We start from the raw sequence: 12926 nt of genomic DNA on the forward strand, positions 1-12926 counted from the left end.
CCTCCATACTTCTACGCTACGATGGATACACCGAATTTTCAACTAAAGATATGCTTCAATGCGCGCTAATGCTCCCTCTATTCTCAGTCTGGCTCCGTGGTCGAGTTCCTTGAACGGCTTTCTGCATGGTCCGGAGGGAATGCCCAGATAGGTCATGCAATACTTGACCGCAGGGAAAATTCCCTCTTTCACCACAGATTCAATGAAGTTGTTCAAGAGATGCTGTTTTTGCTGGGCACCGCTGATGTTGGAACCCAAAAAATCCTCTCGGATCGCACCAAAGAGCGATGGACACACATTTACCGTTGTTCCGATGGTACTCTGTGCTCCTGCAGCGAGGCTGTAGAGGAAAATCTCATCGAAGCCGTTGAAGAGGATTTTCTTGGGAAAAGCCTGTCCCAAACGCTCAAGGTCGTACAGATTCATCGAGGTGTGCTTTACGCCGATGATCTTCTCATGCTGCATGACCGCACTATCCTTGGAGAAGGAGATGCCGGTGAATTGGGGTATGTTGTACACGATCACCCCAAGGTCCACGGCATTCACGACATCAAGGTAGTAGTTCTCCACCTCTTGCTGCGAATAGTGGTAATAAATTGGAGGAATGAGGGAGACAGCCTTCGCCCCCGCTTCCTGAGCATGGATTGAGAGATCAATCGCCTCACGAGTCCCCAAGGAGCCGCTGTGTACATAAAAAGGCACCTTGTCCCTGCACACCTCGCTGACAAGCGTGGCAATCTGCTTTCGCTCTTCCACACTCAAAAGCAACCCCTCGCCGGATGACCCGCAGCAATAGAAGCCCTCACTGCCATGGTCCATTTCATACTGCACGAGGTTCTGCAAAGCAACGGCATCGATGCTCCGATCCTCTCTCATCGGCGTGATGAGTGCCGAAACAACCGAGGGTGTCGAATCTACCATGCTGTCCATCCCCCGTCGACCACCACATTGGAGCCGGTCATATAGGTCGAGGCATCGCTTGCCAAAAAGACGACAGCACCGTTGAAATCATCAGCCTTGGCCATTCGTCCCATCGGCATGCGCGCATGATAGTTCTTGTGGAAGTGCTCGTCCTGGGTTTCACGCCACACCCCCGATGGAGTAAGCGTGTTTACCCGGATGCCCTGCTTGGCCCAGTAGGTTGCACAATAGCGGGTCAGGTTGTAGATGCCGCTCTTTGCTGCACTGTAGGCAACCGGCTTGATGAAGGGTACACCGGTCATCTCTTTCTTGTACGCATAAATATCCTGCACCGGGCTGAGCATGCCGTAGATGGAGCCCACGTTTATGATCGATCCGCCCTTGCCGGCCCTGATCAAGCGAGCACCGAAGGCCTGGGTCATTAAAAACGTCCCGACAAGGTTGGTCTCGACCACTTCGCGGAAGACCTCCTCGGGGAAGGTTTCGAAGGGACCGGAAACCTCGGGAGGGGCGCTTGGCTGGGTGTCGATGCCGGCATTGTTGATCAGCACATCGAGTGTACCCCAACTTTTCTCAACGGCATCGAGTGCGGCGTTGATGGAAGCCTTGATGGTGATATCGGCTTGGATCAAAAGGAGATTGTGGTGGTTTGCAAACTCTTTGGACAGTGCCTTCTCGGCTTTCTGCACGTCTGCCGATCGGGAGAAGACAGCAACTTTTGCATCGCGACGGAGAAATTCCTTCACAAACTCAGCACCGATCTGGCCGAGGCCGCCGGTTATTACGACAATTTTTCCTGAGACATCAAACAATGGGTCTTTCATGATATTTCCTTAACGTATTAATTTTTATGCGTGTAGCAGCGTATTGGGGAGCCACGTAATTACAGACGGTATATACGTACAGATGAACAGAACAACCACCAAGGGGATGATGAACGGCAGAATTGCCTTGTACATCCGGTTCAACGACATTTTTGATACATCTGCGATGATGAAGAGGCAGACGCCGAAAGGAGGAGTCACCTGGCCGATCATCAGGTTGAGAATCATGACCACCCCGAAGTGGACCAAGTCGATCTGCAGAGCCTTTACGATGGGAAGCAGGACCGGCAACATCAAGGTAAGGATCGCACCGGGTTCCATGAACATGCCCAAAACCAGCAGGAGAATGTTGATCACCAGGAGAATCAGATAGGGGTTGTCGCTGATGCCGAGAATGAAATCAGCCATCTGGGCGGAAACGCCTTCCTTGATCAACACATAGCTGAACAACATGGAAGTACCGATGATGAACAGGGTGTTGGCACTGGTAATGGCACTTTCAAGCAGGCACTTCTTGAAGGATTTCCAATCGAGGGTGCGATAAACGAACAGTGCTATCACCAACGCATAGGCAACTGCAACACTGGAAGCTTCGGTTGGGGTGAACAGGCCGAATACAAACCCGCTGAGAATGATTAAAGGCGTGATAATCGACAATACAGATGCGAAAAACTGCTTGATCAATAGCCGCATATTGAATGGTGTACGTTCATATTTACGCTTCGCAGCGAAAAAGTAGACGAGTACCATCAAGGCGACAGCCATCAACAAACCAGGAATGACCCCTCCCATGAAGAGCTGCGATACGCTGACCGACGCCACCGAGCCGTAGATGATGAGAGGAATGGAAGGAGGAAAAATAGGGCCAATAACTGAAGAGGCGGCTGTGATACCGGCTGAGAACTCTTCATCATAGCCATTGCTGGTCATTGCTTGCATCTCAATGGTGCCAAGGCCTCCGGCATCTGCGGCGGCACTGCCGCTCATGCCAGCAAAAATGAGGCTGGCGACGACGTTTGCATGACCCAGGCCGCCGGGGATCCAGCCGACCAAGCGTTTTGCGAAGTCAAAGATTTTCTCCGTTATCTTGCCGGCATTCATCAGATTGCCTGCAAGAATGAAAAGAGGAATTGCTATAAGCAGAAAGGAGTCGATGCCGCTGACCATTTTCTGACCGATGACCATCAGCGGGTAGCCGAGGTTCAGACAGCCAAGAATAGCGCTTGCACCGATGGAAATGCTGATGGGCACTCCGATCAACAACAATACAACGAAACTTCCAAAGAACAGAATCATCGGCTTCCCTCCCCTCTTGCCTTCTCAATAAGGTCGTAGATTGATTTGATGCAGAGAAAACTCCCGGTAATGGCCATCGGGACATACTGCCAGAGTTTGGCAAAGGTCGGCATGGAGGAGTAATACTCGGTACTTACATACGGATACAAGCCGAAGAACGCAATCACCATGATGGTTCCCAAACAGGCAGCCACCACTTTATGGGCGACCCACAATAGGGTATGCAACCTGTCATGCGTCCTGACAAAGAACATATCCAGGCTAATCATCCGGTCTTGGTCATAGAGGACGATGACCCCCAAAAAGGCCATCCATAGAAACATGAAGCCCGCCATCTCGGTCATACCCCGAAAGGATTTTCCCAAGAGATTGCGCAGCACCAGCTCATTGAGCATCAAAAGTACGATGCCTGAGACCAGGCACATGAGCAGCACCGAGACCAGGCGGACAAAGAGATCAAGCAGTTTTTTCACCAATTGCATGCACTACCTTCCTGTCATGTACAGACAGAAGGGCGGAAAAGACCGCCCTTCTGCAAAGAAATACCATTATTTTGCGAGAATTGCATCAACGATTGCCTGGTCGTACCAAGCCTCGGAAGCATACTGCTTGTAATAGGAAGCGCCGCCGAGCTTGTTCTTGAAGCTCTGGATGTCCGGATTCTCGATGAACTGGACACCGGCCTTCTTCAGGGTTTCAGTTGCTGTCATGTTGTCTTCCTCGATGGTGTCGAAGGAGTACTTGGCTGCGGCAATGGCCTGTTCCTTGAGGATTTTCTGCTGATCGGCGGTTAGCTTGTCCCATGTTTTCTGGTTCATGGCCATGGTGCAGCCCATCCACATGTAGTTGATGAAGCTGTAGTGCTTGATATCGTCATACGTCGCATTGGCTACCAAGTGGTAGGTTGCGTTGTCTTGTGCTTCTGCAGTTCCGTTGGCCAGGGCGATTGCAAGTTCGTTGAGGGCCAGGGCGACAGGGGTTGAACCGAGTGCACTCCAGACATCGAGATACATCTTGCTGGTCGGGACGCGGATCTTCAAGCCTTTTACATCATCGACGCTCTTGACCGGGCGGTTGGTGGTTGCAATGTGGCGCATGCCGTTGTCGCCTTCGGAGAGGTAGACAAGCCCCGACTTCGGGAGGTCGGCGAAAATCTGCTCGCCGATTTGGCTGTTGACGATCTCATAGGCGTCCTGGGCGGAGTCGAAGAGGAACGGCAGGTCGAGGATCTTTGCCTTGTCGTAGAAACTGGTAAAGCCGCTGGTTCCTGCAAAGATGATGTCGATGGTTCCCATGCGGGTCGACTGCAGGGCTTCAGCATCGTTTCCAAGTTCACCGCTGTGGTGGGCGATCAGTTTGATGGAACCATTCGAGGCTGCTTCAACAAGCTCCTTGTATTTAAGAATGGTTTTAGTAGGGACTGAGTTTACGTTACCAGGCGAGTAGACGGTAAGTGTTACACTCTCTGCCTGGGAGCTTGCTTCCTTACCGCCTTGGGCAAAGGCCAATGTGAGACCGAGCATAAGTACGGCCATGACGAGCAACATTCGTTTCATAAGTAGAACCTCCAAAGTTTTGTACGATGCCAGATTGTCAGACAATCTAGACCTTCCACTACTGAGTCTACCATGAAATACTTGGTTGTCAACCGTAAATTTTCCACTATTTCTTTGACTCTGTCCCTTTTCCATGCTAGTCTGTTGTCAGACAAACATCATGAAAGAGATAAAACGCATATCAGTCACCACCCAAGTCATCGACTCGATCCGTGAGTCGATTCTTCAGGGCAGCTATCCGGTGGGAACCAAGCTGCCTCCTGAGGTCAAGCTCTGCGAGATGCTCTCCGTCAGCCGCTCGACCGTTCGTGAAGCGATGCGCTCGCTTCAGGCCGAGGGCTATGTGGAGTTGATTTCCGGCAAGGGTGCGTTCGTGAAGGACAACCAAGGACACGACTACGACGCCATCCGCTCGTGGTTCATCGAAGTCGCCCCCACCCTCAAGGATACCACCGAGGTGCGTGAGGCGCTTGAAACCCTGCAGGTCCGCATGGCGATCAAGCGTGGAAGCAATGAAGAACTTGAGGTCCTGCAGCAAATCCACGAGCAGTTCATCGAAGAGAACAAGGTCAGCAACGTAACAGCCCTCGCCGAGCTCGATGAGCAATTCCATACCCAGATCTGCCGCATGGCGCACAATCCCCTGCTTCTGAAAATCAACCAACTGATGGCGATGGAGCTCAAGCGTTACCGGCTTATGTCGATTTCAGTAAAAACAAGCTCGGACAACACGATTCGGGAGCACGAGTTGGTCATCAAGGCCATTGAAGAGCGGGACAACCAGAAAGCTGCAGCGTACATGCTCGCCCATCTTGGAAGCTCTCTTGCCGATATCAACAAGGTTCTCGAAGGACAGAAGTAAAAACCTTGTTGACATCCTTCCCGTTTCCAAGCATAGTCGGCTGTATGGGAACGGGAGAACCTGCCATGCACACAAAAAAGCCATCCATCTATTCAGGGGACAAGGGGGTGAAAACCTTCTTGGCCACGATTCTGTTTTCCGGCCTCGCCTACGGGTTTTATCGGGGAATCCAGGACAACTATCTAGCTGAAATCGTCCGGATTTCCGAGTTCGAGCGCGGCATAGTCGAATTCTTCCGCGAACTTCCCGGCCTTATGCTGGTATTCATCCTTGCATGGATGTACCGCTTGTCCGAAACCAAGGTATTCAAGATCGGAACGGCCATCATGCTCGGTGGTGTCTTGGGTCTGTTGCTGCTCGGTTCAAGCAAGGTTATCGTCATTCTCTTCATGGTGGTGTTCAGCACCGGCGAACACATGGTGATGCCCATCAAGAGCTCCATGTCCCTCTCCTATGCGAAAAGCGACAAGGGTGGAGCCAGTTTGGGGGTTACATCATCCATCAGCCATGGGGGCAACATCATCGGCTACATGCTGGTATCGCTGCTGTTTGTCGTACTGGCAAGCCTTGGCTATCAGCGCGACTCCCTTCTGGGCTTTCGCATCGTCTTTCTCATCGCCGCCATCCTGCTGCTGCTTTCCACCATGATCGCCTTGAGCATGAAGGATAAGGGCAAGCAGGTGAAACGCTCACGGCTGTACTATCACAAGAAATACAACAAGTTCTACATGCTTGAAATCTTCTACGGAGCCCGCAAGCAAATATTCTTGACGTTTGCTCCCTACGCCCTCATTCTCTTCTATGGTGCAGACACATCGGTCATCGCCATGCTTTTGGCCGTCTGCGCAGTCTTCGGCATGCTCCTCAGTCCCGCCATCGGCGCATTGGTGGACAAGCTCGGCTACAAGAAAATCATGGTTGCCGACACCCTGATCCTGGTTGTGGTCTGCATCCTGTACGGCTATGCCCACCGCTTGTTTCCCATGCACATCGCCTTCATCGTGGTCTGCGTCAACTTTGTACTGGATTCGATCATCAGCTTGGCGAGCATGGCTACCAACGTGTACGTACGCGACCTGTCCACTAGCCGCGAGGAGCTTACCGCAACGCTGACAACCGGCATCTCCGTCAACCACCTGATCAGCGTCATGATCGCCTTGCTTGGCGGATACATCTGGAAAACCCTGGGCATCGAGGTGCTGTTCACCCTTTCGGCCGTACTGGGGGTGATCAACTCGATCTTTGCTGCAACCATCAAGAAGCCAGAGCAGAGAACCCTATATTAAATACATAAGCCAGGAAAAATGCCAGGCAAAAGTGCAGATAGCTTTTGGAAGCGAACTGCATATGTATGGACTTGTGCCCGGCATCGAGGCCTGCTTTCTTTACGCCTGCAAGGGCTTTGACAAAGAGAGCGAAAGAAGGAAGCAGGCAAAAGGCCAGGGTGATCGGATGGAAGCCGAGCAGCACCAATAGGAACGAGAGCAAATAGGCTCCCAAACCTTCAAAAGCGATGAGAGCGAAAGCCTTGTCGCTTCCCAGCAGTATGGAGAGTGTCTTTCTACCGCTCGCAGTATCACCGACCAAATCGCAGCCGTTGTTCACAGAAAGAATCATGGCGATGAGCAGAAGAAACGGAAGGGTCGTCACCAGATTTCTTGCTGTGAGAGGGACATCCTGGACATAAAGGGTGATGAGAAAAAGGACTGTTCCCAGGAAGAAGCCGGCAAACAACTCTCCCAACGGAGTTCTTGAAATGGGGAAAGGCCCTGCAGTGTAGAAAAAGCCTACCAGCATGCACGCCCCTCCGACGAGAATCAACTTCCAGCTTGTCATCCACGCAAGATAGAGTCCCAAAAGTGCGGCCAAACCGAAAAGCACAAGCGAGACCAGCAGAGCCATGAAGGGACTGACACCCTCATGAACCAAGACTTTTTCCTGTTCCTTGGTATGCACTATATTGTCAGTACCCCGCCAGTAATCGAAGAAGGTGTTGAATCCGGTCGTCCCCATATCGACCAAAAGTGTCGCAAGGCCCATGACCAGCGCGTTGGCCGCATTGAGGGAACCTTGCAAAGAGAGTGCATATATGCTTGCACAGAAGAAGGTTCCCATGCTGATGATTTTAGTACGCATCTCTACGATGTGCATGAATTGCTGTACAGTCATGCGACAATAGTAGCGATTTGCGTCTTGTTTTACCACTGGCCTTCCTTTTTCGCTTGATTTCCCAATAATCTTACTAGTATTCTTACTATTGCATATTGATGCAAACTCTATGCATCTTTATAATCATGTTTTCAAGATACGCAAGAAGGAGCAGGCCTTTCTTCCCTGCAATCATACCAACAGGAGAGAATGATATGAATACAAAGAACATGTTCCTTACCACCATTTTGGTACTGCTTCTGGCTGTCAACATCTTTGCAGCCGGCCAGGCTGAAACCGCCAAAACTGAGGGTTTGGACCGCAGCAAGCACTTCATTACCGTCGCTACCGGTCCTACCAGTGGATTGTACTACCCGATCGGTGGAGCCTTTTCATCGGTCTTCCAGAATAAGCTCGGTTACAAATCGTCGGCCCAGGCTACCGGAGCCTCGGCTGAGAACATCACCCTGATCCTTGAAAAGCGTGCTGAGATGGCAATCGCCATGAGTGACGCCGTCGCGCAGGCCTATCAGGGTTTTGGTGCATACGAGGGAAAGAAGCCCGCCACCGAGCTCAGGGCGCTGCTCGGACTTTATCCCAACTACGTACAGCTGGTTACCACCAGCCGCACCGGCATCACCAAGTTCACCGACTTGAAGGGTAAGAGAGTCGGAGTCGGAGCCCCCAATAGCGGCGTCGAACTCAACGCTAGAATGATGTACGAAGCCCACGGTATGACCTATGCCGACAGCAAGGTCGACTACCTCAACTATGGTGAAGCCATTGCACAGCTGAAGAACAACCTCGTTGATGCAGTGTTCGTAACCAGCGGAATTCCCAACGCCACCATCATGGAACTGGGAACCACCAGCCAGATCGTCCTCATCCCCATCGAAGGTGAAGGCCTTGCCAACCTGAAGGCAAAATATCCGTTCTTTGTCGAGGCAACCATCCCTGCCGATGTCTATGACACCAAGGGCGATGTAGTCACCGCTACGGTTCGCAACATCATGATCGTCAATGCAAGCCTCGATGAAGAGGTGGCCTACGACCTGACCAAGGGTGTATTCGAGAATATCGGCGACATCCAGGCAGCCCATGCAACGGCCAAGGAGCACATCACCCTTGCAAACAGTCACATCGGTGTTGACATTCCCTTCCATGAAGGGGCCAAGCGCTATTACAGCGAAGTAGGCATGTAAATTTGACGATGAAGAGCAGAGCGCTTGTACTGGTACTGGTACTTGTCCTTCTCATCCTGCTGATGGGAACCCTGCTCTTCTCATACTTCTTTCAGGGACCTGACCTGCACCTTGTCCTCAGTGACCAAGAGACAGGACAGGTCCTCTTTTCCCAACCGGTACAAGAGGGCGATGAGCTTTCTTTTCACTGGATCCACTCCTTCGAGCATATCCCCTGGGCCGAGGAGTACACCATCGAAGCGAATGAAACATTTCTTTTGCACACCATCTCGGTCGCTGGTTTCGGCGCGGGTATCCCGGAGAACAAGGGTGTTGTTACTGTTGAAGACGGCATGGTCGTCATGCGCTCGATCCAGCAGCAATTCGATACCATTCGATGGATACATTCCCAAACAGCCTTGGTTTCCATTACACTGGGGCAAACCACTTTCATTACCGGAGAGGACGTTGAGCATCACCTTCCGGTAGAACTTTCTATCAAAGGAACGAGAACGCTATGGCCAAGATTACGCTTGACGAAATGAATCCCAATATGAAAGCTAAGCAGGATGAACTGCTTGGAAAGTTTGAGAAAGAGTCAAAGACCAGAACCTTTGACCACGTTTTGCTGGTGAAGCTTGTCTACTATTTGACCATCGGCATCGCCTTGTATCACTTCATCACCTCCTTCATAGGCTACCCGGCAACGCACCTGCACCGCTCGCTGCATGTAGCGATGATGCTGTTCATGACGTTCTTTCTCTATCCGCTCAGCAAGAAGGCACCACGAAAGACCATCCCGTGGTACGATATTCTCTTCGCCCTCTTATCCGTATCGGTTGCCGTCTATGTCTGGGTCGATTACATCAACTTCATCAACCGCATGGGCAGTCCCAACACGATGGACGTCGTGATGGGAACGATTCTCATCGTATTGGTGCTGGAATCCAGCAGAAGAATCTCTGGCTGGCCGTTGGTAGTGCTGAGTTTGGTATTCTTGCTCTACGGGCTGGTTGGACGCAACCTTCCTGGTATCTTTATGCATCGCGGGTATAATTGGCGGGCCTTGGTCAACCACATTTTCATCAATACCGAAGGCATCTACGGCACTTCCGTCGACGTTGCCGCCTCCTATATTTTCCTGTTCATCATGTTCGGCACCGTTATGAACAAGTGCGGGATGGGAAGGTTCTTCAACGACCTCGCCCTGGCATTCGCCGGCAGCACCAAGGGCGGACCTGCAAAGGTCGCCGTCATTGCAAGTGGTTTCCTCGGCTCGATCAACGGAAGCGCTGTGGCGAACGTCGTCACCACCGGCACATTTACCATACCCCTGATGAAAAAAACCGGCTACAGCAAGGAATTTGCCGGTGCAGTTGAATCGTCCGCTTCCGTAGGGGGGCAGCTGCTGCCTCCAATCATGGGGGCTGCAGCATTCATCATGGCTGAAATGCTGGGGGTAAAGTACGGAACCATTGTAATCAGTGCAACCATTCCCGCCCTCCTCTACTACCTGGGCATCCTCGTACAGGTCCAGCTCAGGGCGTCCAAAAAGAACCTGCAAGGCATTCCCAAGGAAGATCTCCCCAAGGTAGGCGATGTCATGCGCGAACGCGGACACCTGCTCATCCCCATCGCATTTCTACTCTATATGCTGCTCTTCAGCGGTGCGACCGTCATCTTCAGCGCATTCTGGGCGATTGTCGCCACCATAGTCGTCAGCATGACCCGCAAGTCCACGCGGATGACCTTCAAGCAAATCCTGGATGCTTTCAGCGAGGGCACCCGATCGGTAGTCTCGGTGGCGGTTGCCTGTGCCGTGGTAGGCATCATCATCGGAGTGGTCAGCCTTACCGGCTTCGGCCTGAACATGGCCAATGCCATCATCCAGCTCGGTCAATCCAATTTGATGCTGACCCTGCTCCTTACCATGGTGACCTGCATGATCCTGGGTATGGGGCTTCCTTCCATTCCCGCCTACCTGATCACGGCAACCATGGCGGCTCCCGCCTTGGTGAAGCTGGGAATCCCCCCGCTGGCTGCACATATGTTCGTCTTCTACTTTGCAATGTTCGCCAACATCACCCCACCGGTGGCCCTTGCATCCTTTGCAGCGGCAGGCCTCAGTGGAGGCGACCCCATGAAGACGGGACTGCAATCGGTCAAGCTCTCGCTCGCCGGCTTCATCGTCCCCTACATGTTCATCTACAACACCGCCTTGCTGCTCATCGACACCACACCCTTCATTGCAATAAGGGTCTCGATCACTGCAGTCATCGGTGTGTGTATGATCGGAATGGCGACCGAAGGGTATCTATTCACCAATATGAACAATATTCTGCGCATTCTTGCATTTGCAGGTGCCTTGCTGTTGATTACCGCCAACGTGGTGCAGGATGCAATCGGCCTGACTCTTTTGGTAGTCATAGTGCTCTATCAGCGGCATGCAGGCAAAAAAGTCAAACAGAACGCTGTGCCGCAAGCCTAGTAGCTTCCTTGACGTACGTAAGCGCTCCTTTTCGGGAGCGCTGTTTTTTAAGATCCGTTTGGAGAAAAGCCTAAGCTTCCAGAATCCAGGTGGCTGAGTGGCCTCTGTTATCTCCTCTGCAGGGTGGGAATCGTTTGCCCTCTTCCATGGACACCTTGCGCTCTGGATGTTCGCTGCAGTGGTATTGTCCGCCGACTTCACACGGGGCACCGGTTTGGGTGGAGACACGCTCATCTTTCTGCTGCTCTACAATCTCGGCCGGCTTTACCGCTGCTTGGTCACTTTCAGGCCTTTTGCCCAACAACATCCATTGGATGATGATTGCTATGGCGCAGATTAAAACAACCAGGATGCTGGCTATTGCCTTGAATGTCGGATTGGGAATCGCAATGAGAATCAAGACGACAACGAGAGCCATGACTACCAGATATACCACGGTAGTCTTTCGTACGCGTTCTTTCTCGTGATGTGTATTCATACCTTCTCCTACCAAAGTTGTACCCCAGGAGGGAAGAAATCATCGTTTCGATTACCTGTAGCATACAACATCGATTGATGATTCTCAATCTTTTTTCATGCATCACCACTATATAGCTAAAAGAATGAGCAAAGATGAATACCAAGCAATGATTAACCAACACAATACAACATATTTACCTCTATTATATTGACAACAATATTATAATAATCTATATTTATACCAATCAATCAGGAGGACCTATGAAACGCACACTTATCACAACCGCCTTGCTTCTCGCCCTCATCTCTTTCTCGCTTCCCGCCTTCTCTTTCACACCCTTTGTAGAGACAGAACAGGGAACCATCGCCTTGGTGCACCATACCTACCAGAACGGTGCAAATAATTCGGAGTTCGACTTCATCAAGCAGGGAGGCCAAAACAACCTCTACCCCTTCAGCAGGTACACAGTGGGTGCGACCATCGAAAAGAACCACAGACTGTGGTTCACCTACCAGCCGTTGGAGCTGAAGACTACTGTACGATTCGATGATGCTGTAACAATTGGAGCCGTAACATTTGCTGATAAAACTCCCATGGAACTGACCTACAGCTTCCCCTTCTACCGCATGACGTACACCTACGACCTGCTGGGCAAGTATGACAATGCATATCTGGGTGTCGGCTTGGCTCTGCAGATTAGAAATGCCTCAATCCAGTTCAAGCAAATCGATGGAGCCAATGATCAACTCTATGTAAGCCAGAACGTCGGCTTGGTTCCCGCCCTCGCCATCTACAGTGAATATGTGTTCCCCTTCGGTCTTACCCTCAGTGCAGACATCGCAGGATCTTATGCTAGTTCGGCCATCATCAACGGCGCTGATTTCGAGTTCGAAGGCTCCATCCTCGATGCATCGCTGAGAATGAGCTATCTGGTTAAAGAAGGATATTCCTTGTTTGCAAACGCCCGTTTCTTCGGTGGAACAGCCAATGGAACAAGTGAGAATGTCGGGGATACCTGGACCGACAATGTCCTGCCCTACACCAAGAACAATATTGCATCACTGACCTTCTCTGCAGGTCTTCACTGGCAGATGTAATTCTACAATCCACTGAAAAGGCACGAGAGAGCGTTCTCTTGTGCCTTTTTTTAATTCCTGCCTCACGTTTTTCATAGGCAAATACCATTGTTT

The 12926-nt window shown here is 51.4% G+C and carries 13 protein-coding genes; 6 read left to right on the forward strand and 7 right to left on the reverse strand.

What is annotated here, in order from left to right; all coding sequences use genetic code 11:
• Window positions 1-42: 42 nt before the first annotated feature.
• From MUG09_RS09030 to MUG09_RS09050, 5 genes are all read right to left on the reverse strand, one after another.
• Complete coding sequence (locus tag MUG09_RS09030) at window positions 43-921, reverse strand: dihydrodipicolinate synthase family protein (RefSeq protein WP_244771092.1); 879 nt, start codon at window positions 919-921, stop codon at window positions 43-45.
• Window positions 915-1745, reverse strand: a complete 831-nt coding sequence (locus MUG09_RS09035; RefSeq protein ID WP_244771093.1) for an SDR family oxidoreductase — start codon at window positions 1743-1745, stop codon at window positions 915-917. Before MUG09_RS09035 ends, MUG09_RS09030 begins: the two co-directional genes overlap by 7 nt.
• 24 nt (window positions 1746-1769) lie before the next feature.
• The gene (locus MUG09_RS09040) at window positions 1770-3041 is read right to left on the reverse strand and encodes a TRAP transporter large permease (protein ID WP_244771094.1); all 1272 of its coding nucleotides are present in this window, start codon (window positions 3039-3041) and stop codon (window positions 1770-1772) included.
• The gene (locus MUG09_RS09045) at window positions 3038-3523 is read right to left on the reverse strand and encodes a TRAP transporter small permease (RefSeq protein ID WP_244771095.1); all 486 of its coding nucleotides are present in this window, start codon (window positions 3521-3523) and stop codon (window positions 3038-3040) included. The genes MUG09_RS09040 and MUG09_RS09045 overlap by 4 nt, the downstream gene beginning before the upstream one ends.
• Window positions 3524-3589: 66 nt before the next feature.
• The gene (locus MUG09_RS09050) at window positions 3590-4597 is read right to left on the reverse strand and encodes a TRAP transporter substrate-binding protein (RefSeq protein WP_244771096.1); all 1008 of its coding nucleotides are present in this window, start codon (window positions 4595-4597) and stop codon (window positions 3590-3592) included.
• 160 nt (window positions 4598-4757) lie between these two features.
• On the opposite strand from MUG09_RS09050, the gene MUG09_RS09055 reads away from it, so the two are divergent.
• Entirely contained in the window at window positions 4758-5459 is a 702-nt protein-coding gene (locus MUG09_RS09055) for a FadR/GntR family transcriptional regulator (protein ID WP_244771097.1), read from the forward strand.
• Between the two features lie 65 nt (window positions 5460-5524).
• Window positions 5525-6745, forward strand: a complete 1221-nt coding sequence (locus tag MUG09_RS09060; RefSeq protein WP_244771098.1) for an MFS transporter — start codon at window positions 5525-5527, stop codon at window positions 6743-6745.
• Here the strand turns inward: MUG09_RS09060 and MUG09_RS09065 are convergent.
• Window positions 6714-7628 carry a prenyltransferase gene (locus MUG09_RS09065; protein WP_244771099.1) on the reverse strand — a complete coding sequence of 305 codons (915 nt, stop codon included), beginning with the start codon at window positions 7626-7628 and terminating at the stop codon, window positions 6714-6716. The genes MUG09_RS09060 and MUG09_RS09065 overlap by 32 nt on opposite strands.
• Before the next feature lie 194 nt (window positions 7629-7822).
• Between MUG09_RS09065 and MUG09_RS09070 the strand changes: the two genes are divergently transcribed.
• The 3 genes from MUG09_RS09070 to MUG09_RS09080 are packed head-to-tail and all read left to right on the forward strand — an operon-like array spanning window position 7823 to window position 11276.
• Window positions 7823-8809 carry a TAXI family TRAP transporter solute-binding subunit gene (locus MUG09_RS09070; RefSeq protein WP_244771100.1) on the forward strand — a complete coding sequence of 329 codons (987 nt, stop codon included), beginning with the start codon at window positions 7823-7825 and terminating at the stop codon, window positions 8807-8809.
• An 8-nt stretch (window positions 8810-8817) separates the two neighbouring features.
• Complete coding sequence (locus tag MUG09_RS09075) at window positions 8818-9333, forward strand: DUF1850 domain-containing protein (protein WP_244771101.1); 516 nt, start codon at window positions 8818-8820, stop codon at window positions 9331-9333.
• Complete coding sequence (locus tag MUG09_RS09080; RefSeq protein ID WP_244771102.1) at window positions 9306-11276, forward strand: TRAP transporter permease; 1971 nt, start codon at window positions 9306-9308, stop codon at window positions 11274-11276. The genes MUG09_RS09075 and MUG09_RS09080 overlap by 28 nt, the downstream gene beginning before the upstream one ends.
• Before the next feature lie 70 nt (window positions 11277-11346).
• Here the strand turns inward: MUG09_RS09080 and MUG09_RS09085 are convergent, their stop codons facing one another.
• Window positions 11347-11754: a flagellar basal body-associated FliL family protein gene (locus MUG09_RS09085; protein WP_244771103.1), complete on the reverse strand. Its 408-nt coding sequence runs from the start codon at window positions 11752-11754 to the stop codon at window positions 11347-11349.
• Window positions 11755-11996: 242 nt separating this feature from the next.
• On the opposite strand from MUG09_RS09085, the gene MUG09_RS09090 reads away from it, so the two are divergent.
• A complete protein-coding gene (locus MUG09_RS09090) occupies window positions 11997-12833 on the forward strand; it encodes a hypothetical protein (protein ID WP_244771104.1) in 837 nt (278 codons plus the stop codon).
• Window positions 12834-12926 lie beyond the last annotated feature (93 nt).

The sequence above is a fragment of the Sphaerochaeta associata genome, assembly GCF_022869165.1.
Lineage (GTDB): Bacteria > Spirochaetota > Spirochaetia > Sphaerochaetales > Sphaerochaetaceae > Sphaerochaeta > Sphaerochaeta associata.

What these genes read in the sequence shown, in the direction of transcription:
- MUG09_RS09070 (WP_244771100.1), top strand. Translation starts at nt 7,823, where the DNA reads ATGAATACAAAGAACATGTTCCTTACCACCATTTTGGTACTGCTTCTG.
- MUG09_RS09045 (WP_244771095.1), bottom strand. Translation starts at nt 3,523, where the DNA reads ATGCAATTGGTGAAAAAACTGCTTGATCTCTTTGTCCGCCTGGTCTCG.
- MUG09_RS09080 (WP_244771102.1), top strand. Translation starts at nt 9,306, where the DNA reads ATGGCCAAGATTACGCTTGACGAAATGAATCCCAATATGAAAGCTAAG.
- MUG09_RS09030 (WP_244771092.1), bottom strand. Translation starts at nt 921, where the DNA reads ATGGTAGATTCGACACCCTCGGTTGTTTCGGCACTCATCACGCCGATG.
- MUG09_RS09040 (WP_244771094.1), bottom strand. Translation starts at nt 3,041, where the DNA reads ATGATTCTGTTCTTTGGAAGTTTCGTTGTATTGTTGTTGATCGGAGTG.
- MUG09_RS09055 (WP_244771097.1), top strand. Translation starts at nt 4,758, where the DNA reads ATGAAAGAGATAAAACGCATATCAGTCACCACCCAAGTCATCGACTCG.
- MUG09_RS09075 (WP_244771101.1), top strand. Translation starts at nt 8,818, where the DNA reads ATGAAGAGCAGAGCGCTTGTACTGGTACTGGTACTTGTCCTTCTCATC.
- MUG09_RS09035 (WP_244771093.1), bottom strand. Translation starts at nt 1,745, where the DNA reads ATGAAAGACCCATTGTTTGATGTCTCAGGAAAAATTGTCGTAATAACC.
- MUG09_RS09085 (WP_244771103.1), bottom strand. Translation starts at nt 11,754, where the DNA reads ATGAATACACATCACGAGAAAGAACGCGTACGAAAGACTACCGTGGTA.
- MUG09_RS09060 (WP_244771098.1), top strand. Translation starts at nt 5,525, where the DNA reads ATGCACACAAAAAAGCCATCCATCTATTCAGGGGACAAGGGGGTGAAA.
- MUG09_RS09065 (WP_244771099.1), bottom strand. Translation starts at nt 7,628, where the DNA reads ATGACTGTACAGCAATTCATGCACATCGTAGAGATGCGTACTAAAATC.
- MUG09_RS09090 (WP_244771104.1), top strand. Translation starts at nt 11,997, where the DNA reads ATGAAACGCACACTTATCACAACCGCCTTGCTTCTCGCCCTCATCTCT.
- MUG09_RS09050 (WP_244771096.1), bottom strand. Translation starts at nt 4,597, where the DNA reads ATGAAACGAATGTTGCTCGTCATGGCCGTACTTATGCTCGGTCTCACA.